Raw genomic sequence first — 22,123 nt, 5'->3', positions numbered from 1 at the left:
CGCAAACAAAAACGCCGCGCCCTTGACGGGACGCGGCGTTTTTTATTGCCGTCGGCGAGCGGGCGGCTTCAGTTCAGATCAGCCGCAGCAGGTACAGCTCGCGCTTCAGGTACGCATAGAAGATCGGCGCGGCGATCACGCCCGGCAGCCCGAACGCGGCTTCCATGATCAGCATCGCGAGCAGCAGCTCCCATGCGCGCGACTCGATCTGGCCGCCGATGATCTTCGCGTTCAGGAAGTATTCGAGCTTGTGGATGACCACGAGGAACGCGAGCGACGCGATCGCGGTGCCCATGCTGACCGACAGCGACACGGCGACGATCAGCGTGTTCGAGATCAGGTTGCCGATCACCGGCAGCAGGCCGACGATGAACGTGACGAGCACGAGCGTTTTCGACAGCGGCAGGCGTTGGTGGAAGATCGGCAGCGCGACGAGCAGGTAGATGCCCGTGAATGCCGCGTTGATCGCCGAGATCTTGATCTGCGCGAACACGATCCGGCGGAATGCGTCGGAGAAGCGCGACACGCGCGTGACGAGCGCGGTCGACAGCGGCCGGCGCACCTTGCCGTGCTCGACGCCGATCGCGATCATCGCGCCGATGATCATCCCGAACAGCACGTGGCCGAAGCCGCGCGCGACGCTCTTGCCGCTTTGCTGGAGCTGGTCCATGTGCGAGTGCATCAGCACGGCGGCCTTCGTCTTCATCTGCTCGACGTCGACGGGCAGCAGGTTCGCGATCCAGGCCGGCGTGCGTGCGCGGGTCTGCTCGACGATCTGCATCAGCTGGTCGAGCAGGCTCTGCAGGTTCGGCACCGTATGTTCGAAATGCTCGATGATGCCGATCGTCAGGCCGGTGAGGCCGCCAACGATCACGATCGACAGCAGCACGACGGCGACCCAGCGCGCGCGCATGCTCGTGGTATGGCGCTCGATCACGGGTGCGATCGTGTGGATCAGCTGGTAGACGAGCAGGCCGGCCAGCAGCCCGCCGAGCAGCTTGAGCTCGATCACGAGCCACATGGCGATGATCGAGAAGACATAGCTGCCGATCTCGAGCGCCGACAGCTTGGGCAGGCTGAAGTCACTCGTCAGCCGCACGCTGCGCAGGTGCGGTTCGCGATTCTGCGCATCGCGAGACGAGTCGGTTTGCTTCTCCATCGTGGATTCCTGTCGTTCGTGTGTCATGCCGCGGAATGCGCGGCAGAGCCGTGTTCGCCCGGCGCCGCACCGGATTGGTGCGTGCGGCGAACCTTACGACCGTAAAGTATAGCTGCCATTATGGTCCGCAACGGGGCCGTTTGGCGCGTGGTGTAAACGCAGAGGGAAAACGAGGGGAGGGGGTGCGCGGCGCGGCGGGATGCGCGCGCGGCCGGGTGGCCGCGCGCGGCAAGGGAGGAACTGTCAGCCGGCCGCGACCTTGCGGGCCGTGCGCTTGAGCAGCGGCGCGAGGTACTTGCCGGTGAAGCTGGCCTTCGTCTTCGCGACCTGCTCGGGCGTGCCCTGCGCGATGATCTGGCCGCCGCCGGCGCCGCCCTCGGGGCCGAGGTCGATCACCCAGTCGGCCGTCTTGATCACGTCGAGGTTGTGCTCGATGATCACGACCGTGTTGCCCTGGTCGCGCAGCCGGTGGATCACTTCCAGCAGCAGCGCGATGTCGTGGAAGTGCAGGCCGGTGGTCGGCTCGTCGAGGATGTACAGCGTGCGGCCGGTATCGCGCTTCGACAGCTCCAGCGACAGCTTCACGCGCTGCGCCTCGCCGCCCGACAGCGTCGTGGCCGACTGGCCGAGCCGGATATAGCCGAGGCCGACGTCGAGCAGCGTCTTCAGCTTGCGCGCGATGACCGGCACCGCGCTGAAGAACTCGTACGCGTGCTCGACCGTCATCTCGAGCACTTCGCTGATGTTCTTGCCCTTGTACTGCACTTCGAGCGTTTCGCGGTTGTAGCGCTTGCCGTGGCACACGTCGCACGGCACGTAGACGTCCGGCAGGAAGTGCATCTCGACCTTCAGCACGCCGTCGCCCTGGCACGACTCGCAGCGGCCGCCCTTCACGTTGAACGAGAAGCGGCCCGGATCGTAGCCGCGCTCCTTCGACGTCGGCACGCCCGAGAACAGCTCGCGGATCGGCGTGAAGAGGCCCGTGTAGGTGGCCGGGTTCGAGCGCGGCGTGCGGCCGATCGGCGACTGGTCGACGTTGATCACCTTGTCGAAGTGCTCGAGGCCCTCGATCGCCTCGTGCGGCGCCGGCTCGGCCGACGAGCCGTACAGGTGGCGCGCGACCGCGTGATACAGCGTGTCGTTGATCAGCGTCGACTTGCCGGAACCCGACACGCCGGTAATGCAGGTCAGCAGCCCGACCGGCAGCTCGAGATCGACGTGCTTCAGGTTGTTGCCGGACGCGTCGACGATGCGCAGCATCCGCTCGGGATCGGGCGCGAGCCGCTCGTCCGGGTACTCGATCATGCGCTTGCCGACGAGGTACTGGCCCGTCAGCGACTGCGGGTTCGACTGCACCTGCTTCGGCGTGCCTTCGGCCACGATTACGCCGCCGTGCTCGCCCGCGCCGGGGCCCATGTCGACGACGTAGTCGGCCGTGCGGATCATGTCCTCGTCGTGCTCGACGACGATCACCGAATTGCCGAGGTCGCGCAGGTGCTTGAGCGTCGCGATCAGGCGGTCGTTGTCGCGCTGGTGCAGGCCGATCGACGGCTCGTCGAGCACGTACATCACGCCCGTCAGGCCCGAGCCGATCTGCGACGCGAGCCGGATGCGCTGCGCCTCGCCGCCCGACAGGGTCTCGGCGCTGCGCTCGAGCGACAGGTAGTCGAGGCCGACGTTGTTCAGGAACGTCAGGCGCGCGACGATTTCCTTGATCACCTTGTCGGCGATCTCGCGCTTCGCGCCTTCGAGCGTCAGCCCGTCGAAATAGCCGAGCGCATCGCGCAGCGGCCAGCCGCTGATTTCATAGATGCCGCGCGCGTAGTCGCCGGTGCCGATCCGCACGTGGCGTGCCTCGCGGCGCAGGCGCGTGCCGTCGCACGACGGGCACGGCTGGTTGTTCTGGTACTTCGACAGCTCTTCGCGCACCGCGACCGAATCGGTCTCGCGGTAGCGGCGCTCGAGATTCGGGATGATCCCTTCGAACACGTGCTCGCGGATCGTCGTGCGGCCGCGCTCGTTGATGTACGAGAACGGGATCGTCTGCTTGCCCGAGCCGAACAGCAGCACCTTCCGGATCTTTTCGGGCAGATCCTCGAACGCGGCGTCGATGTCGAATTCGTAGAACGCCGCGAGACTCTGCAGCATCTGGAAGTAGAACTGGTTGCGGCGGTCCCAGCCCTTCACGGCGCCGGCGGCCAGCGACAGCGACGGGTGCGCGACGACCCGTTTCGGGTCGAAGAACGTGATCTGGCCGAGGCCGTCGCATTCCGGGCACGCGCCCATCGGGTTGTTGAACGAGAACAGGCGCGGCTCGAGCTCCTGCAGCGAGTACGAGCAGATCGGGCACGCGAACTTCGAGCTGAACAGGTACTCGCGGTCGGTATCCATCTCGAGCGCGATCGCGCGGCCGTCGGCGAGGCGCAGCGCCGTCTCGAACGATTCGGCGAGCCGCTGCTTCATGTCCGGGCGCACCTTCAGGCGGTCGACGACGACGTCGATCGTGTGCTTGTCGTTCTTCTTCAGCTTCGGCAGCGACTCGACCTCGTAGATCTTCGCGACGCCTTCGTTCGCGGCGCCGCCGCCCGAGCGCACGCGAAAGCGCACGAAACCCTGGGCCTGCATGTCCTCGAACAGCTCGGCATGCTCGCCCTTGCGATCCGCGACGACGGGCGCGAGGATCATCAGCTTGGTTTCCTCGGGCAGCGCGAGCGCCGCGTCGACCATCTGCGACACGCTCTGCGCCTCGAGCGGGATGTCGTGGTCGGGGCAGTACGGCGTGCCGACACGTGCGTACAAAAGTCGCAGGTAGTCGTGGATTTCCGTGACCGTGCCGACGGTCGAACGCGGGTTGTGGGACGTCGCCTTCTGTTCGATCGAGATCGCGGGCGACAGGCCCTCGATCAGGTCGACGTCCGGTTTCTCCATCAGTTGCAGGAACTGGCGGGCATACGCGGACAGGCTTTCGACGTAGCGGCGCTGGCCCTCGGCATAAAGGGTGTCGAACGCGAGCGACGACTTGCCCGACCCGGACAACCCGGTAATCACGATCAGCTTGTGGCGCGGCAGGTCGAGATTGACGTTTTTCAGGTTGTGGGTGCGTGCCCCACGGATACGGATCTGTTCCATGAACCTGGCGAAAATGGAGGGAACCAAACCTGCTACTATAACGGCTTTTCGAGACCGTCGTTTACGGCCCCCAGCCTTTACAGCAGGTGGCAGCAAGGCGACGCCCGCACCGGGGAGAGCGGTCGCGCCGCACGGTTCCGGGTGGCCCGCAGGCCGCCTGCATCCCGCCCCGACGTGTCGCCCGCCAGGCTCCCGGGCCGCCGGTCCTGATCTTCCGCCGCCCGCTGCCGGGCGGACATTCCGATCATTCGAAATTCATTCCCGATGTCCAATCCGTCTGCCACGTCTTCCCGCATGACTGCGCCCGAACTGCGCGCGACCACGTCGCTCGCGGCGATCTTCGCGCTGCGCATGCTCGGCCTGTTCATGATCATGCCGGTGTTCTCGGTCTACGCGAAAACCATCCCGGGCGGCGACAACGTGCTGCTCGTCGGTCTCGCGCTCGGGGCCTACGGCGTCACGCAGTCGCTGTTCTACATCTTCTACGGCTGGGCGTCCGACAAGTTCGGCCGCAAGCCGGTGATCGCCACGGGCCTCGTGATCTTCGCGATCGGCAGTTTCGTCGCGGCGTCCGCGCACGACATCACGTGGATCATCGTCGGCCGCGTGATCCAGGGGATGGGCGCGGTGTCGTCCGCGGTGCTCGCGTTCATCGCCGACCTGACCTCCGAGCAGAACCGCACGAAGGCGATGGCCATGGTCGGCGGCTCGATCGGCGTGTCGTTCGCGGTCGCGATCGTCGGCGCGCCGATCGTATTCCACTGGGTCGGGATGAGCGGGCTGTTCGCGATCGTCGGCGTGCTGTCGATCCTCGCGATCGGCGTCGTGCTGTGGATCGTGCCCGATGCGGCGAAGCCCGTGCACGTGCCGGCGCCGTTCGCCGAGGTGCTGCACAACGTCGAACTGCTGCGCCTGAACTTCGGCGTGCTGGTGCTGCACGCGACGCAGACGGCGCTGTTCCTCGTCGTGCCGCGCCTGCTGGTCGACGGCGGGCTGCCGGTCGCGTCGCACTGGAAGGTGTACCTGCCGGTGATGGGGCTCGCGTTCGTGATGATGGTGCCGGCGATCATCGTGGCGGAAAAACGGGGCAAGATGAAGCCGGTGCTGCTCGGCGGCATCCTGGCTATCCTGATCGGCCAATTGTTGCTCGGCAGCGCACCGCATACCATCCTGATTGTGGCGGGGATTCTGTTCGTCTACTTCCTCGGGTTCAACATCCTGGAAGCGTCGCAGCCGTCGCTGGTGTCGAAGCTCGCGCCGGGTTCGCGCAAGGGTGCGGCCACGGGGGTTTACAACACCACGCAGTCGATCGGGCTCGCGCTCGGCGGCATCGCGGGCGGCTGGCTGCTGAAGCACGGCGGCGCGAACACGGTGTTCTACGCGTGTTCGGGGCTCGTGGCCGCGTGGCTTATAATCGCGGCCAGCATGAAAGCGCCGCCGCGCAAGGCCTGAACCTTATTTCGGGCAGGCACCGGCAGCGCGCCGGCTTGCCCGGTGGGCCGTCCCGGCGACATGCGTGGGCGGCCCGGCATCGAATTTACTGGAGAAACACATGGCATCCGTCAACAAGGTCATCCTCGTCGGCAATCTCGGCGCCGATCCTGAAGTCCGTTACCTGCCGAGCGGCGACGCGGTTGCGAACATCCGTCTCGCGACGACCGACCGCTACAAGGACAAGACGAGCGGCGATTTCAAGGAAATGACCGAGTGGCATCGCGTCGCGTTCTTCGGCCGTCTGGCGGAAATTGTCAGCGAATACCTGAAGAAGGGTTCGTCGGTCTATATCGAAGGCCGTATCCGCACGCGCAAGTGGCAAGGCCAGGACGGCCAGGATCGTTACTCGACCGAAATCGTGGCCGAACAGATGCAGATGCTCGGCGGCCGCGGTGCGGGCGGCGGCGGCGGCGGTGGTGGTGACGAAGGCGGTTACGGCGGCGGCTACGGTGGTGGCGGTGGTCGCGGCGAACAGATGGAGCGCGGCGGTGGCGGCGGCGGTCGTGCCAGCGGCGCGGCGCGTGGCGGTGCAGGCGGCGGCGCGCAAAGCCGTCCGAGCGCACCGGCCGGCGGCGGCTTCGACGAGATGGACGACGATATCCCGTTCTGATCGGCAAACAGGCATCCCGCATCACGATGGGCCCGAATGTCCGAGTCAAGCAAGCCGCTTGGCCCGGGTCTTCGGGCCTTTCTTCGTTTACGTCGTTCCTGTTCCCGTACGTCGTACCCGTACCCGTACCCTGGACAAAGCATGGCTGACGAACTTCCCGACCTCATCGCCGACCATCTCGACATCCTGTTCTGCGGGATCAACCCCGGCCTGACCGCGGCCGCGACCGGGCATCACTTCGCGGGAAGAAACAACCGCTTCTGGCGCGTGATCCATCTCGCGGGCTTCACGCCGGCCGAAATTTCGCCGCAGGACGATCGCGCGATCCTCCGGTACGGCTGCGGCTTGACGGCGGTGGTGAAGCGGCCGACCGCGAGCGCCGATCAACTGTCGCGCGCGGAATTCGTCGCAGCGGCCGCCGGATTCGAGCAGAAGGTCGCGCGTTACGCACCGCGTTTCGTCGCCTTTCTCGGCAAGGCCGCGTATTCGGCGCTGTCGGGGCAACGCGAAGTGGCGTGGGGATTGCAGCCGGCCCGCATCCAGCATGCGCGCGTCTGGGTGCTCCCCAATCCCAGCGGGAGAAATCTCGCATTCGGGCTGGACGACCTGGTCGAGGCGTACCGTGAGCTTTATCTGGCGACGATGACGGAGGGGCAGGATGCGGCGCGGTAAGGCGGCGCCCGTCTGGCCGGGCACCGTGCTGCCGCGCGCGTTCTTCGACCGCACGGCGACCGACGTCGCGCCGCAACTGCTCAACAAGATCCTCGTGGCAGCAGATGGAAGGGCCGGCCGCATCGTCGAAGTGGAGGCCTACGCCGGCGCGATCGATCCGGCGGCGCACACCTATCGCGGCAAAACGCCGCGCAACGCGACGATGTTCGGGCCGCCGGGGCACCTCTACGTCTATTTCACATATGGCATGCACTGGTGCTGCAACTGCGTGTGTGGCCCGGACGGCGCGGGCACCGGTGTGCTGATCCGTGCAATCGAGCCGCTGCACGGGCTCGACCGGATGCGCGCGGCACGGCCGCCGCAGACGCGCGATCGCGACCTGTGCCGCGGGCCGGCGCGGCTGACCCAGGCGATGGGGATCGGCGGCGCGCAGGACGGCGTCGACCTGGTCGGCGCGCACGAAGGGTTCGCGATCGTCGACGACGGCATGGCGCCGCCCGCGAATCCGGCTGCCGGGCCGCGCATCGGCATTCGCGTCGGCACGGCTTTCCCGTGGCGGTGGCATGTGCCCGGCAACCGGTACGTGTCGGGGGCGCTGCCGCGCGTGTGACGCGTGCGGTGCACAGTCGCACGCATTTCGACCTGCGTCACGCGGCCGCCACGATTGACCGGCTAAGCTGGTCTTTTCGACGTTTCGATCGAGGAGACACCATGCGGCGGGTCGTATTCAACCAGAAGGGCGGCGTGGGCAAATCGACGATCGTCTGCAACCTGGCGGCGATCAGTGCGAGCGAAGGGCTGCGCACGCTCGTCATCGACCTCGATGCGCAGGCGAATTCCACGCGCTACCTGCTCGGCGACGCCGCGGCCGATGCGCAACCGGGTGTGGCCGGCTTCTTCGAAACCGCGCTGACCTTCAACTTCCGTCCGGTCGACGTCGCGTCGTTCATCCATCCGACCCCGTTCGAAGGGCTCGACGTGATGCCCGCGCATCCGGATCTCGACACGCTGCACGGCAAGCTCGAATCGCGCTACAAGATCTACAAGCTGCGCGATGCGCTGAACGAGCTCGACACCTACGATGCCGTGTACATCGACACGCCGCCCGCGCTGAATTTCTATACGCGCTCGGCGCTGATCGCGGTCGAGCGCTGCCTGATTCCGTTCGACTGCGACGATTTCTCGCGCCGCGCGCTGTACACGCTGCTCGAGAACGTGAAGGAAATCCAGCAGGACCACAACGCGGCGCTCGAGGTGGAAGGGATCGTCATCAACCAGTTCCAGCCGCGCGCGAGCCTGCCGCAACGGCTGGTCGACGAGCTCGTCGACGAAGGGCTGCCGGTACTCGCGTCGAGGCTGTCGGCGTCGGTGAAGATCCGCGAATCGCATCAGCAGTCGACGCCGGTGATCCATCTCGAGCCGGGACACAAGCTCGCGCAGGAATTCCGCGCACTGCACCGGGAACTGGCCGGCTGATTCCGCATCCGCCCGCATCGACCGAGGCCGCTTCACGCGGCCGTTTTTTATTGCGACCCGCAATTCGTCCGATCATTGATTCCGTCATTAATAATCACGATAACGATTTCATAATAAATCAAGAAAAAACGATTACATAAGTGACCGCTCCATTTTCAATGACGGCTGGTTTTCTAATAAACGGAATAATGGATTGGTAAATGTTGCGCGACGTCACGATGCGCTATGCTGTAAAAAGGTAAAAAGACATTGCGGGACAGAGCGAACCGGCATTTCCATCTGCGATGTCAGCGTGTCATAAGCTTCAGCGGCTGTTAGAACATGAAATAAGGGTTTACACCTAGTATTAATGCCATTTAATTGACAATTAATCGATCTAGAATGGCCTCCTTCAACTTCTCGCACTCGAATAAGTGACGGGTTGTCAATAAGGAAGCAAGTTTCCGGTCAAGCTTCCATTTTTCTTTACGTCGTCTCTCGCATTGCTAACAGGAGCGTGCCCGATGTCCGTATTTGCCCCCGAAAAAATCGCCGCCGATTATCAAACCGGTATCGCCGCGTGGTTTGCGATTGCCCGTCCGGCGATCCATGGTTTCGAGGCTGTCGTCGAACTCAACCTGCAAGCGGCCCGGACGGCGCTCGAGGAATACGAAGACAAGCTGAAGAACGCGTTCAACAGCAACAATCCGGCCGCGGGTTTCGCGCAGCAGATCGCCGCGCCGCAGGAAGCCGCCGGCAAGGTCGTGTCGTACGGCCGTCATCTGTTCGACATCGCGGTGTCGACGCAGTCCGAATGGGCGAAGGTCGCGCAGGCGCAATACGAACAGAACGACAAGCGCCTGAAGGACGCGCTCGGCGAACTGTCGAAGCATGCGCCGGCCGGCTCGGCACCGGTGGTGGCCGCGCTGAATTCGGCGCTGTCGGCGGCGACGGCTGCGGCCGACTCCGTGCGCGCAGCGACGGGCCAGGCGATCGAAGCCGCGCAGAGCGGCTTCGATGCGGTCAGCGAAACGGCCGCGCGCGGCGCCAAGCAGACGGCTGCCGCCGCCCGCAAGGACGCAGCGGCTGCGCGCGAATCGGCTGCGTAACGGCATGACCGCGTGTCGCGTGCGAGCGCGACACGCTTGATCGGCGCCGGATGGCGCGGGCCCCGTGTGTGCCACGCAGGGGCCGGCGAACGTCCGGTTTGCCGCGAGACGCCGGTGCACGGATACCCGTGCCGGCGCGTCGCGCTGTCGGTGCGAACCGGCGCGGCGTGCCGAATGGCGTATGGAGGCGCGCGACCGTGATCGCGCCGGATGGCCCGACGCGCGCCATCGCCCGTTGCAGCCGGCGCGTGCCGGCGTCACAACGACGAACCGATTTCGATGCAGGAATTGAACATGACGGACGTAGTGATCGTATCGGCCGCGCGGACCGCGGTCGGCAAATTCGGCGGCTCGCTTGCGAAGATTGCGGCGCCCGAGCTGGGCGCGACGGTGATCCGCGCGGTGCTGGAGCGTGCGGGCGTGAAGCCCGATCAGGTCAGCGAAGTGATCCTGGGCCAGGTGCTGACGGCCGGCTCGGGGCAGAACCCGGCGCGGCAGTCGCTGATCAAGGCCGGGCTGCCGACGGCAGTGCCGGGGATGACGATCAACAAGGTGTGCGGCTCGGGCCTGAAGGCGGTGATGCTGGCGGCGAACGCGATCGTCGCGGGCGACGCGGACATCGTGATCGCGGGCGGCCAGGAAAACATGAGCGCGTCGCCGCACGTGCTGCCGGGCTCGCGCGACGGGTTCCGGATGGGCGACGCGAAGCTGGTCGACACGATGATCGTCGACGGCCTGTGGGACGTGTACAACCAGTACCACATGGGCATCACGGCGGAAAACGTCGCGAAGGAATACGGGATCACGCGCGAAGAGCAGGACGCATTCGCGGCGCTGTCGCAGAACAAGGCGGAAGCCGCGCAGAAGGCCGGCCGCTTCAACGACGAAATCGTGCCGGTGGCGATTCCGCAACGCAAGGGCGAGCCGCTGCAGTTCGCGACGGACGAATTCGTGCGTCACGGCGTGACGGCGGAATCGCTGTCGGGGCTGAAGCCGGCGTTCTCGAAGGACGGCTCGGTGACGGCGGCGAACGCGTCGGGGCTGAACGACGGCGCGGCGGCGGTGCTGGTGATGTCGGCGCAGAAGGCGGCGGCGCTGGGCCTGACGCCGCTGGCGCGGATCAAGGCGTACGCGAACGCGGGTGTCGATCCGAGCGTGATGGGCATGGGCCCGGTACCGGCGTCGCGCCGGTGCCTGGAGCGCGCGGGCTGGACACCGGGCGACCTGGACCTGATGGAGATCAACGAGGCGTTTGCGGCGCAGGCGCTGGCGGTGCACAAGCAGATGGGCTGGGACACGTCGAAGGTGAACGTGAACGGCGGAGCGATCGCGATCGGTCACCCGATCGGTGCGTCAGGCTGCCGGATCCTGGTGACGCTGCTGCACGAGATGGTCAAGCGGGATGCGAAGCGCGGGCTGGCGTCGCTGTGCATCGGCGGCGGGATGGGCGTCGCGCTCGCGGTCGAGCGCGCGTGAAGCAGGTCTGACGACACGGTTCGCTGCGGCGCTGGCCGGCATCGCGGCGAACCACGCGGTATTCGCGCATGACAAGCAGCCAATAACTCGCGCGAGTTGCCGATGCGTGCCGTGCCCGCGACGCGGGCGGCTGCGCATCGAAGCGGTGGGGCGGCAGCAGATGCGACGCCGCCGCCCCGCTTTCATCGATTACTTTTTTTGTCGGTAATTTATAGGATGACTAAGCGAATTGCAGTTGTGACTGGTGGAATGGGCGGTCTTGGCGAAGCGGTCAGCATCAGGTTGAACGACGCGGGCCACCGGGTAGTCGTCACGTATTCGCCGAACAACGCCGGTGCGGACCGCTGGCTGACCGAGATGCATGCGGCCGGCCGCGAGTTCCATGCGTACCCGGTGGACGTGGCCGATCACGATTCGTGCCAGCAATGCATCGAGAAGATCGTGCGGGACGTCGGCCCGGTCGACATTCTCGTGAACAACGCGGGCATCACGCGCGACATGACGCTGCGCAAGCTCGACAAGGTCAACTGGGATGCGGTGATCCGCACGAACCTCGACTCCGTGTTCAACATGACGAAGCCCGTCTGCGAAAGCATGGTCGAGCGCGGCTGGGGCCGCATCGTCAACATCTCGTCGGTGAACGGCTCGAAGGGGTCGGTCGGCCAGACCAACTACGCGGCCGCGAAGGCCGGCATGCACGGCTTCACGAAATCGCTCGCGCTCGAGATCGCGCGCAAGGGCGTGACGGTGAACACGGTGTCGCCGGGTTATCTCGCGACGAAGATGGTGACGGCGATCCCGCAGGACATCCTCGACACGAAGATCCTCCCGCAGATTCCGGCGGGCAGGCTCGGCAAGCCCGAGGAAGTCGCGGCGCTGGTGGCCTACCTGTGCTCGGAGGAGGCCGGCTTCGTGACGGGCTCCAACATCGCGATCAACGGTGGCCAGCACATGCACTGATGCACGGCGGCCCGCACGGCGTTCGCGCACGTGACGGGCCGCGTTCCGCCATACCCAGTACCGGAGCGGCGGCCTGCACGCTGCTTCGGCCTCGTATTCCGGAGAATGCATGGGCGACACCTGGATGGGAATCGCGATCGGCGGCTCGGCACTGGCCGTCGCGCTGACGATGGCGATCTCGCTCTACTGGCTCGAGCGGCGCCGCGCGCGGCTGCTGCGAAACTTCGATCATCGCGATTGCTGGCTCGTCGCGTACGGCAGGTGCTTCGCGCGCAGGCCGGTTCGGCAGGCACGCCGGATGCGCGGCGCGCGTTGACGGCGGTACCGGCGCGGCGCGATCGATGAACGGTCACGCCCCGCGCGCATGCCGTCGGCAATGCGCGCGGGACGCGTGATCACTCGTTCCTTTCGCTCTTTCCGGTCGACTCGCCCGAGTCGTTCTTGTGGAAGATCCGTTTCGTCGTGCGCTTGGTGGCATCCCAGCCTTCGCGCGACACATGGGCGACGCCGTGCCCGACCGCCTTCGCGGCGCTCGCGGTCGCGTGGCCGAAGCTGCGCGCCGCTTCGCCGGTCTTGTGCGCGGCTTCCTTCGAATCGCGCTTGATGTCCTGTTTCACTTCCGACATGTCCGCGTGCGCGATCGGGCTGATCAGCGCCAGAACGAGCGCGGTACCAATGAACTGACGAACTTTCACGGCCTGGTTTCCTTGGGGGTTGCCTCTTCAGCGAGGATTCGGGGTGCCGGCAGGCGCCGGCTGAAACGTGCCGGCCGCCGATGCGTCAAGCATCACCGCGGCGCGGCCGGACAGCAGCACGCGGTCGCCGCAGCGCAGCGCGAAGCCGTACAGCACCGAGCGGCCGTCGCCGCTCACACGTTCCGCGTCGACGGTGAGCGGCTGCTCGAACGTGTCGAGCCGGTCGACGAACACGTCGACGTTGCGCACGCTCGCGAGATAACCGACGCGCGGGCGTGCTTCATGCGCGCCGAGCAGCGCGCCGTGCACGGCCATCGCCTGCGCCGCGTATTCGATGCCGCAGACCGATGCGAGCCGGCCGTGCGAGCGCAGCGGGTTGTGCGGATCGCGGTGGCTCGTCGCGGTGCAGCGGATGCGTTCGGTATCCCACGCATCGACCGAATCGAGCATGCACATCGTGCCGGCGTGCGGAATGTGCGCGGCGATCCATGCGTGGTCGAGCGGGGGCGCAAGCGGAAGCGTCGCGGTCATCACGCACGCTCCGCGAAGGATTCGGGCATCGCGACGTCGATCTGCACGCGCGTATCGGCCAGGTAGTCGAGCACGACGCGCGCCGAGCGCCGCGCGGCCAGCGCGTCGAGCAGCGGCAGTACACGTGCGGCCGGGTTGCCGCCGCGCAGCGCGTCGAGTTCGGCATTCGCGAGTGTCGTGGCGGGGGCGTCGGTGAGCTGCACGTCGATGCGGGCGAGCGCGTGTTCGCTTGCGTCGGGCGCGAGCACGAGCGCGACGCCGAACGCGTCGCCGATCGGCCGCACCGCGCGCAGCGGTTCCGGGTAGTCGGTGTCGTATGCGATCAGGAGGCTCGGCACGCGATCGACGACGACCTGGCACAGGCTCTCGAGCAGGCCGGCGCAGAAGCTGCCGTCGTGCGCGCACAGCACGTTCGACGTCGCCATCGCGCGGGTCGCGATGCTCCAGTAACCGGCGGGCGCGTTGTGCACGGAGTTGTGAAAGCGCGTCGGCGACAGCTGGCGATCGTCGCCGGCAAGCGTCTCGCAGATCGCGTGGCAGTTCGGGCCGTCGCCGCCGGATGCGCTGAACACGGTCGCGAGCGTGGCGGCGTCGCGACCGCTCGCGGCCACCGCTTCGTGGCCGACCGCGAGCGCCGCGCGTACGACGGGGCCCGTGCGGCGCCGCTCGGCCGACGGCAGCCCGGCCGGCGGCGGCAGGTCGGTGCGGGCGGGGGCATAGGGCACGCGGCCCGCGAGCACGTCGGCCGCGTGCGGCCAGTCGGTCAATCCCGGCCCGACGAGGCCGATGCTTTCGATGAAGGCGGTGAGTGTCATGGCGGGCCTCAACGGCGTGCGTGGTCGGCACGGCCGAGGATCAGGCTGCAATTCGTGCCGCCGAAGCCGAACGAATTGGACAGGACCGCGCGCACCCGTGTCTCGCGGCTGGCGAGCACGTAGTCGGCGGCGAGTGCCGGATCGGGCTGCGTCGTGTTGACGCCGGCCGGCACGAACTGCTCGCGCAGCGCGAGCGCGGCGACGACCGCTTCGAGCGCGCCGGCCGCGCCTAGCGTATGGCCGGTCGCGCCCTTCGTCGAGCTGCACGGCGTGCTCGCGAACAGCGCGCCGATCGCGCGGCTTTCGGCCGCGTCGTTGCTCGGCGTCGCGGTGCCGTGCAGGTTCACGTAGTCGATGTCGTGCGCGCCGAGGCCGGCGGACGCCAGCGCCTGCTCGATCGCGGTGCGCGCGCCGAGCCCGTCCGGATGCGGCGATGACATGTGATGCGCGTCGCTCGATTCGCCGATGCCGAGCAGCAGGATCGCATCGTCGTCGAGCGCGGTGGGCGGCTCGGGCACGCGCTCGACGAGCGCGAACGCGGCGGCCTCGCCGATCGAGATGCCGTCGCGCGCGACGTCGAACGGCCGGCATGGCCGGCGCGACAGCAGTTCGAGCGAATTGAAGCCGTACAGCGTCGTCAGGCACAGCGAATCGACGCCGCCGACGACGGCCGCGTCGATCAGCCCGGCCTCGATCATGCGGCGCGCGGAGCCGAACACCTTCGCGCCCGACGAACACGCGGACGAGATCGCCATTGCCGGCCCGCGCAGCGCGAAATACGCACGGACGAACGCAGCCGGCGAATACGGGTTGTGCGTGTGCGCATAGCGGAAGTCGGCAGGCAGCGCGCCGCTGGCGGGATCGCGATGCCGGTACGCGCGTTCGGTTTCGAGGATGCCGGCCGTGCTCGTGCCGACGAACACGCCGACGCGTGCGGCGCCGTAGCGCGCGACAGCCGCTGCGACACGTGCGTCGAAGCCGTCCTGCACGAGGCCGAGTTGCGCGAGACGGTTGTTGCGGCATTCGAAATCGGCGAGGTCGGCGCGCACGGGTTGCGCATCGACGCCGTCCACCGCGCCGATCCACGTGTCGAGATCCGCGCGCTCGAAGTTGCACGGCACGAGCCCGCCGCGCGCATGGCGCAGCGCATCGAGGGTCGCGTCGAGGCCGCGGCCGATGCAGCTGGTGGCGGTGAAGTGCGAGAGCAGGAGAGGTTTCACGAGGGTCGCATCCGGTGGCCGGAACGGGCGCCGCAGCAGGGCTGGCAGGCGCGCCGTTCGAGGTCAGATTTTATCAAACGGGGGGCCGGGAATGCCCGGCTGGCCGGGCGGTTCGGGCGCGAGCGCCGCGCGCAGCGTGGTCCAGTGCAACTGCGCATCGGCGGCGGCGCGCAGCACCGCCTGCAGCACGTCGAGGACGACCGGTTCGCCGCGCGGATCGCGCGCCGCGTGACCGTCGTGCACCAGCAGGATGTCGCGCGCATCGAGGCCGTGCAGCAGCCGGCGCGTAACGGTCGCGGCATCGCGTGCGCGCGTGTCGAAGCCGCGCCGCGTCCAGCTCGCCAGCTGCAGGCCGAATTCACACAGCACCGGTTCGAGAAACGGATTGCGCAGGCCGGCCGGCGCACGGAAGAACAGCGGGCGCGTGCCGGCAATCTCGGTCAGCGTCTGCTGCGCGGCCGCGATCTCGCGTCGCAGCGCGGCAGGCCCGGACAGCGAGAATGTATGCCGGTGCCGCTGGCTGTGGTTCTCGACCGCATGGCCGCGCGCGACGATCGCCTCGATCCAGCGGGGATGGCGGCGCGCGAGATCGCCGATGCAGAAGAACGTCGCACGCGCGTCGTAACGGTCGAGCAGGTCGAGCACGCGCGGCGTGACGTCCGGATCCGGGCCGTCGTCGATCGTCAGTGCGATGCGGCGGCCCGCGCCCGCCGGCAGGCGCGTCCAGTTCGGGCCGAGCAGCGAGCTGCGCGGCCACAGGCCGGCGGCGGTCAGCGCGAGATGGGACGCGACCACGCCACCGACGGCCCATGGCCACGTGGCCGGTTGCGCGATGACGGCGGCGGCCGCGCCCGCATGCAGTGCGGCGGCGCCTGCGATCAGCGGCGTCGGTTTCCAGCGGCGCGTGTCGCCTGCGTGGCGGGGCGGAATGGCAGACGGTGCGTTCATGCCGTTCGCTCTGGATGACGCTTGCCGGCGGCCTCGGCACGCGGCGCGAGAATCGCCGCGAACGCGAGCGCGAGCATCGCGCCGGGGCCGACGGTCAGCCCGAAGGTTTCGAGCAGCGGCACGCGCGACAGCGCGAGCAGCCCGAAGCCGGCGACCGTCGCGAGGTTCGCGATCAGCAGCGACACGAGCGTGTAGGGCGTCACAGGCTGCGCGTCGTCGCGCTTGCAGAAGAACAGTGCGTAATTCGAGCCGACCGCGACGATCAGCAGCATTCCGACGAGATGCAGGATCGTCAGCTGCACGCCGGCGAGCGCGAAGCCGGCCGTCACGACCAGCACGGCCGCGACGAGCGGCGCGAGTGCGCGCACGACACGGCGCGGCGAACGCAGCGCGATCAGCAACAGCACGGCGATCGCGGCGAAGCCCGCGAGCGACAGCCGGATGTCCTCGTGCACGTAGCTCACGTACAGGCGATCGGCTTCGGCCTTCATGTCGACGAACAGCGCATCGGGCACATCCGCGCGTGCGACGGCCGCGCGAATCGGTGCGGCATCGAGTCCCGATGCGGGCTGCTGTGCGGCGCGCGCGGCGTCCGGTGCACGAAGCGGCAGCATCGCACTCCAGCGGCCGTCACGTTCGGTCAGCAGCGCGTCGACGGCGAGCGCCATCGACGTGCCGCGCAAATCCGCGCGCGTCAGCAGCGGCGCGTGACGCGCGGCGTCGACGTCGGCAAGGAACGGCGCAAACAGGTCCGGCTTCACCGCGATCGACTGGTTCGCGACGGCGTCGCGCATCCGGGCGGCGAGCACGGCGGAATCCGGCAGGCTCGCCTGGCGCGCGCGCTGCGCGGCATCGCTCGGCAGGTAGCGGGCTGGGCTCTCGAAACCGGCGAGCGCACCCTGGTCGACGAGCGGCTGCAATTGCGCGGCCACTTTCTCCGCGCCTTCGAGTGCGGCCTGTTGGGTCGATGCGGAAATCACGACGAGGTAGCGCACGTCGGGTGCGCCGACATCGGCGCGCAGCCGCGCGTCGAGGGCCTGCGCTTGCGCCGGCACGGGGCTGAGCGCCGCGAGCTCGCGGCTCCACAGGCCGTCGCGATGCAGCACGAGCGTCGCGCACGCGGCAACCACGAGCACCGCGAGCGGCCAGCGCAGCCGCGGCGCGGCGTCGGCCGCACGCGCAAGCACCGCGCCGACGCGCGACACGTCGCGGATCGCGACATGTTCTCCGCGCAGATGCGGCAGCACGAAGCGCGTGACGAGCGCCGCGGCCGTCAGCCCGACGATCGAATACAGCCCGAGCTGCACGAGGCCCGGGAACCCGGAGAACAGCATCGACGCGAACCCGCACACGGACGTCAGCACGCCGAGCCGGATCGTCGGCCAGTACGCGGCGACCCACGCACGGGTCGCGTCGGCCGGGCGGGCGCCGCGCGTGCCGGCCTGCGCCGATTGCACGAACAGGTAGATCGAATAGTCGACGGCTTCGCCGATCAGCGTCGTGCCGAAGCCGAGCGTCAGTCCGTGGACCGTGCCGAACGCGACGCTGACCGCCGCGATCCCGGCCGCGACACCCGTCAGCACCGGCAGCAATCCGAGCGCGAGCGTGCGTGGCGAACGGTACAGCGTGAGCAGCAGCGCGACGATCAGCACGACGCTCGCCGTCGACAGGCGTTCGACGTCGTGCCGGATCGTGTCGCGTGCGTCGACCGAGAATACGCCGGGGCCCGTCATTGCGAGCGTGGTCGCGGCGGCATTCGGGACGGCCTGCTTCGCCGCGGCGAACGCTCGGAGAACGGTGTCGATCGCGTGTGCCTGCGCGTCGGTATCGGACCCGGCGGCAGCCGTCTGCACGACGAGTACCGCGCGCGTGCCGTCGCGCGACGCCCATACGCCGTCGCGGCTCGCCGGTTCGGCCGCGCTGTCGAGCTGGTCGACGAGCGCGGTGACTTCGCCGGTCGGGTCGCGTGGCAGCATCGCCTTGGCGACGAGGCCGGCCGACGAGCTCAGCAGGTCGAGGCTGTCGCCGAGGGCCTGGTGCAGGCCGGCGGCGCTGAAGCGCTGCGGCGTGACGGCGGGGCTCAGCAGGTAGCGGTGATCGAAGACGAACGCGCGATCGCGCGCATCATTCGCGGCTTCGCCGTTGTGCACGGCCGCGAATTGCGGATCGGTGCGCAGCGCGCCGGCGACACGCCGCGACAGCGCGGCGCGCGTGGCCGTATCGCCGCCGTCGATCGCGACGAGGATCAATCGCGACACGATGCCGTCGCGCAACTGGTCGACGAGCACGCGCTGCCCGGCGCTCGGCGCACTCGGCAGGAACGCGGACAGGTCGGCCGTGAAGTGCGCGCGCCCGATCGCGACGCCGCACGCGACGAGCGCGAGCAGCCACACGAGCACCGCGCGCTGCCGCCATGCATGCAGGCGGCGGGCAACGGGCGTCGGGCGCGTGCGCTCGTCCATCAGTTCGTGCTCGTTGCGACGGGTTGCAGGCGCATCACGGAATGATCGCCGTCGGCCTGCTGGATCGCTACGCGGCGGAGCGCGTCGCGCGTGCCGTCGAGCGTGATCGTGCTGACGACCTTCAGCATTCGCGAATCGAGCGGCGTGAGCGTCAGCGTCCAGTCGTCGCCGCGCCCGGAAAGGGCGACCTTGTACACCTGCTCGAGCGCGAAGCGGTTACCGGCGAGCGTCGCGCGGATGCTGTCGATGAATGCGCCGAGTTCCGGATAGCGCGCGAGCGCGAGCGTGTACTTGCGGTTGTTGCGCTCGACGGTGAGCATGTCGCCGTCGACGACGAGGTGTTCGGGCTTCGGACTCAGCGTGTGTTTTTCGAGATGATCGGGCGCGACAAACATGAGTTCGCCGGACGATTCGACCGGCTGCGTGGCGATCGACAGGTACTTGGTTTCGGTGAACGTCGCGCGTCCCGACTTGTGTTGTGCGAGCGTCGACATCAGCCGGTCGAGGGTCCATGCCGTTCCGGTGTCGGCCGCGTGTGCGGGCGCGGCCAGCGCGATCGCGGCGGCGGTCGCGGCGAGCACGCCGGCGGCGCGGTGCAGCGAGAACGGAAACAGGCGGCGGCGAACGGCGGTCATGCGTCGGAATCCCTCGTGGCGGGCAGGTCGGCACCGGCGTGCGCCGTGTCGCGGCGTGCGGCCGCGGCATCGCCGCCTTGCCAGAAATCGAAATAGTTGAACCAGTTGTACGGCGCCGCGCGGCAGTATTTTTCGAGCAGCGCGACGTAGCGTGCGAGTGCCGCGTCGACGGCCGCCGCGCGTGCATCGCGCCGCACGTCGGAGAAATCGGCGAGCGTCTCGAAGTGCACATCGTAGCGGTTGCCGTCGCGATAGAGGCCCGTCATGAAGATCACCGGGCGCTTCAGCATCGCGGCCATGTAAAGCGGCCCGAGCGGGAACGCGGCCGGCGCGCCGAGCAGCGGCAACCGCCGCAGCGACGCGGCCGCATCGTCGAGCAGCGTGCGGTCGGCGAGCATGCCGACCATGCAGTTCGCGTCGAGGCGCTCGCGCACCTTCAGCATCGAGTCGACCTGCCCGAGCGGGATCACTTCCGGCTTCGCGGCCGGGTTCACCGCGGCGAGCGTCGCGTTGATCTTGCGTGCGTTCTTCTCGTACATCGTGACGACGACGCGCAGGTCCGGGTGCGTGCGGCCGATCGCGCGCACGACCTCGAAGCTGCCGAGGTGCGCGCCCATCAGGAACGCGCCGCGGCCGCCCGCGAGCGCATCGTCGACGAGCGTCTCGCCGTGCAGCCGGATGTCGAACAGGTCGAAACGCCCGTTCATCAGGTAGACGCGGTCGTGGATCGTCGCGGCGAACGTGAACACGTGCCGGTACACGTCGCGCCAGCGCGCGGGGCGGCCGAGCACGCGGCGCAGGTAGTCGCGCGACGCCGCGCACGCGACCGGCGAGAACAGCACGAAATACGTCGCGATCAGGTGCAGCACGATGCGCGCGCGCTGCCGGCCGAAGCGCAGCGAGATCCACGTCATCGCGCGCAGCAGGCCGGCATTGCTGCGCTCCTGGCGTTCGGCCCACGCGGTGCGCTTCATGGTTGCGCGCCATCCGGCGCGGCCGGCGGCGCGGACAGCACGCCGGTCGCGACTTCGCGCGCGCCGGCGCGCAGCGTGAAGCGGATCGCGCCGCTGGCCGCGACGTCGTACGCGAGATCGAGCGCTTCGCCCGGTGCGACCGGGCTCAGGAATTTTGCGGACCCGAGCCGCCACGTATGCAGCGGACGGTTCAGCGCCGCGCCGATCGTGTGGATCGCATGATCGAGCAGCACGACGCCCGGCACGACCGGATGGCCGGGGAAGTGGCCGGGCAGTGCCGGATGGTCGACGGGAATCGTGAACGTGCGTGCGGGCGCGACGGCCGCTTCAGGTCCGGGCGTCGGCGCGGACGTCGCGCGCGCATGCCCGGCGACGAGCGCGGCGAGCACGTCGCGCGGCAGCTTGCCCGTTTCGTTGCGCGGCAGCGCATCGACGAACACGAGCGGGCGCGGCATGAATGCGGGATCGATCCGCTCGCGCAGCGCGCGCTGCAAGCCGGCGGCCGTGAGCGTCGGCGCGACGACGAGCGCGACGAGGCGCGTGACCGGTTCGAGGCTCGCGTCGCCATGCACGGGCGCGGCTTCGTCGGGCATGAAGAACACGCCGTCGACCACCTGCGGAATCGCGTTGAGCTGATGGTTCAGGTACGCGAGCGACGTGCGCTTGCCGGCGATGTTGACGAGGTCGGCCTTGCGGCCGTGCAGCAGGAACCGGCCGTCGCCGAGCAGTTCGAGCGCGTCGCCCATCGGCACGGGCGCTTCCACGTGCCCGCCCGATACCCAGACGGTCGGCCCGCTGTCGTCGCTGCCCGGTTCGTCGCGGGCGTCGAGGCGGATGTCAGGGAACAGCGCCCACGCCGCGCCTTGCGACGTGCGCCGCGTCGCGACCTGGCCGGTTTCGGTACTGCCGTAGATTTCGACGAGCGGCGCATCGAGCGCGGCCTCGGCTTCGCACGCGAGCTTTTCCGACAGCGGCGCGGTGGCCGACAGCACGAGCGCCGCCTGCGGCAGCGCGTGACCTGCGGACAGCAGCGCACGCAGGTGGATCGGCGACGTGACGAGCACGCGCGGCTGCGGGATCGCGTCGAGTTCGTCGCGGATGTCGACCGGGTAGAACGGCTGCCGGTTGCTGAATGCGAGGCCGCCGATCAGCGCGAGCAGCACCGTCGACTCGAAGCCGTACATGTGCTGCGGAGGCACCGTGCCGATCAGCGTGGCCGCCCGGCCGTCGAGCAGCCCGAGGCGATCGGCCGCCGCGCGCACGCAGCCGACCAGGAAGCCCCAGGTCTTGCGGTGCGGCACTGGAGCTCCGGTCGAGCCGGACGTGAACACGTAGGCCATGATCCGCGCCGCATCGATCTGCGGCACGACGAACGGTGCGTGGTCCGCAAGCTCGCCGGGGGCGGCATCGGGATACGCGAAGCGCGGCAGGTCGATCGTGCAGTCGGGCGCATCGTGCAGGCAGAACGCATCGGGCGCGAACGTCGCGAGCTGGCGGACCATTTCCGGCGTGTGCGTCGACGGCAGCAGGCTGATCTTGCCGGCGACGAGCGCGGCGCACAGGCTGACCGCGAAGCGATAGCGGTCGCGGCACACGTTGAACACGTGCCCGCCGGCGGGTAGCGCGGCGGCCACGCGTGCGACGTCGGCGACGAATGCGCGGACGGTGACGGGCGTGCCGTCGCGCCAGGCGATCGTCTGGTCCGGCGAGGAATGGAATACCAGCGGGTGAGTCGGCATAAATCGGTAAAAACGGGAACGAAGGCCGGTGCGGCCGTGT

At 68.4% G+C, this 22,123-nt stretch carries 20 protein-coding genes; 9 read left to right on the top strand and 11 right to left on the bottom strand.

Annotated elements, in window-relative coordinates; translation table 11 throughout:
* Positions 1–73: 73 nt before the first annotated feature.
* Complete coding sequence (locus tag AC5LXK_RS14770; protein WP_493389480.1) at positions 74–1,159, bottom strand: AI-2E family transporter; 1,086 nt, start codon at positions 1,157–1,159, stop codon at positions 74–76.
* Between the two features lie 243 nt (positions 1,160–1,402).
* Positions 1,403–4,288 (bottom strand): excinuclease ABC subunit UvrA, encoded by a 2,886-nt coding sequence (gene uvrA, locus AC5LXK_RS14765; protein WP_493389479.1) that lies wholly within the window; start codon positions 4,286–4,288, stop codon positions 1,403–1,405.
* 264 nt (positions 4,289–4,552) lie between these two features.
* Between uvrA and AC5LXK_RS14760 the strand changes: the two genes are divergently transcribed.
* The 9 genes from AC5LXK_RS14760 to AC5LXK_RS14720 all read left to right on the top strand — a co-directional run bounded on the left by AC5LXK_RS14760 (position 4,553) and on the right by AC5LXK_RS14720 (position 12,380).
* Complete coding sequence (locus AC5LXK_RS14760) at positions 4,553–5,740, top strand: MFS transporter (RefSeq protein WP_493389478.1); 1,188 nt, start codon at positions 4,553–4,555, stop codon at positions 5,738–5,740.
* 100 nt (positions 5,741–5,840) lie between these two features.
* The gene (locus tag AC5LXK_RS14755) at positions 5,841–6,392 is read left to right on the top strand and encodes a single-stranded DNA-binding protein (protein ID WP_493389477.1); all 552 of its coding nucleotides are present in this window, start codon (positions 5,841–5,843) and stop codon (positions 6,390–6,392) included.
* Between the two features lie 141 nt (positions 6,393–6,533).
* On the top strand, positions 6,534–7,064 hold the full coding sequence (gene mug / locus AC5LXK_RS14750) for a G/U mismatch-specific DNA glycosylase (protein ID WP_493389476.1): 531 nt from the start codon (positions 6,534–6,536) through the stop codon (positions 7,062–7,064).
* Positions 7,051–7,674 carry a DNA-3-methyladenine glycosylase gene (locus AC5LXK_RS14745; RefSeq protein WP_493389475.1) on the top strand — a complete coding sequence of 208 codons (624 nt, stop codon included), beginning with the start codon at positions 7,051–7,053 and terminating at the stop codon, positions 7,672–7,674. Before mug ends, AC5LXK_RS14745 begins: the two co-directional genes overlap by 14 nt.
* A 101-nt stretch (positions 7,675–7,775) precedes the next feature.
* On the top strand, positions 7,776–8,540 hold the full coding sequence (locus AC5LXK_RS14740; RefSeq protein ID WP_122168431.1) for a ParA family protein: 765 nt from the start codon (positions 7,776–7,778) through the stop codon (positions 8,538–8,540).
* Between the two features lie 503 nt (positions 8,541–9,043).
* Complete coding sequence (gene phaP, locus AC5LXK_RS14735; RefSeq protein WP_493389474.1) at positions 9,044–9,628, top strand: TIGR01841 family phasin; 585 nt, start codon at positions 9,044–9,046, stop codon at positions 9,626–9,628.
* 294 nt (positions 9,629–9,922) lie between these two features.
* On the top strand, positions 9,923–11,104 hold the full coding sequence (locus AC5LXK_RS14730) for an acetyl-CoA C-acetyltransferase (protein WP_493389473.1): 1,182 nt from the start codon (positions 9,923–9,925) through the stop codon (positions 11,102–11,104).
* Between the two features lie 216 nt (positions 11,105–11,320).
* Positions 11,321–12,064: an acetoacetyl-CoA reductase gene (gene phbB, locus AC5LXK_RS14725; RefSeq protein WP_069747032.1), complete on the top strand. Its 744-nt coding sequence runs from the start codon at positions 11,321–11,323 to the stop codon at positions 12,062–12,064.
* 109 nt (positions 12,065–12,173) lie between these two features.
* On the top strand, positions 12,174–12,380 hold the full coding sequence (locus tag AC5LXK_RS14720) for a hypothetical protein (protein WP_493389472.1): 207 nt from the start codon (positions 12,174–12,176) through the stop codon (positions 12,378–12,380).
* Positions 12,381–12,459: 79 nt separating this feature from the next.
* Here the strand turns inward: AC5LXK_RS14720 and AC5LXK_RS14715 are convergent, their stop codons facing one another.
* The 9 genes from AC5LXK_RS14715 to AC5LXK_RS14675 form a co-directional block, all read right to left on the bottom strand.
* The gene (locus AC5LXK_RS14715; RefSeq protein WP_493389471.1) at positions 12,460–12,759 is read right to left on the bottom strand and encodes a hypothetical protein; all 300 of its coding nucleotides are present in this window, start codon (positions 12,757–12,759) and stop codon (positions 12,460–12,462) included.
* Positions 12,760–12,786: 27 nt separating this feature from the next.
* Positions 12,787–13,290 (bottom strand): hotdog family protein, encoded by a 504-nt coding sequence (locus AC5LXK_RS14710; protein ID WP_493389470.1) that lies wholly within the window; start codon positions 13,288–13,290, stop codon positions 12,787–12,789.
* Positions 13,290–14,105, bottom strand: coding sequence for a beta-ketoacyl synthase chain length factor (locus tag AC5LXK_RS14705; RefSeq protein ID WP_493389469.1), 816 nt, complete (start codon positions 14,103–14,105; stop codon positions 13,290–13,292). The genes AC5LXK_RS14710 and AC5LXK_RS14705 overlap by 1 nt, the downstream gene beginning before the upstream one ends.
* 8 nt (positions 14,106–14,113) lie before the next feature.
* A complete protein-coding gene (locus AC5LXK_RS14700) occupies positions 14,114–15,325 on the bottom strand; it encodes a beta-ketoacyl-[acyl-carrier-protein] synthase family protein (RefSeq protein WP_493389468.1) in 1,212 nt (403 codons plus the stop codon).
* A gap of 63 nt (positions 15,326–15,388) precedes the next feature.
* Complete coding sequence (locus tag AC5LXK_RS14695; protein ID WP_493389467.1) at positions 15,389–16,273, bottom strand: polysaccharide deacetylase family protein; 885 nt, start codon at positions 16,271–16,273, stop codon at positions 15,389–15,391.
* A complete protein-coding gene (locus AC5LXK_RS14690) occupies positions 16,270–18,735 on the bottom strand; it encodes an MMPL family transporter (RefSeq protein ID WP_493389466.1) in 2,466 nt (821 codons plus the stop codon). The genes AC5LXK_RS14695 and AC5LXK_RS14690 overlap by 4 nt, the downstream gene beginning before the upstream one ends.
* Complete coding sequence (locus AC5LXK_RS14685) at positions 18,735–19,370, bottom strand: outer membrane lipoprotein carrier protein LolA (protein ID WP_493389465.1); 636 nt, start codon at positions 19,368–19,370, stop codon at positions 18,735–18,737. The genes AC5LXK_RS14690 and AC5LXK_RS14685 overlap by 1 nt, the downstream gene beginning before the upstream one ends.
* Positions 19,367–20,344 (bottom strand): lysophospholipid acyltransferase family protein, encoded by a 978-nt coding sequence (locus AC5LXK_RS14680; RefSeq protein WP_493389464.1) that lies wholly within the window; start codon positions 20,342–20,344, stop codon positions 19,367–19,369. Before AC5LXK_RS14680 ends, AC5LXK_RS14685 begins: the two co-directional genes overlap by 4 nt.
* Entirely contained in the window at positions 20,341–22,083 is a 1,743-nt protein-coding gene (locus AC5LXK_RS14675; protein ID WP_493389463.1) for an AMP-binding protein, read from the bottom strand. Before AC5LXK_RS14675 ends, AC5LXK_RS14680 begins: the two co-directional genes overlap by 4 nt.
* Positions 22,084–22,123 lie beyond the last annotated feature (40 nt).

Source organism: Burkholderia pulmonis (genome assembly GCF_984667975.1).
Note: the sequence above shows the minus strand (reverse complement) of the source record. Positions and strands in the feature narration are given on the sequence as shown.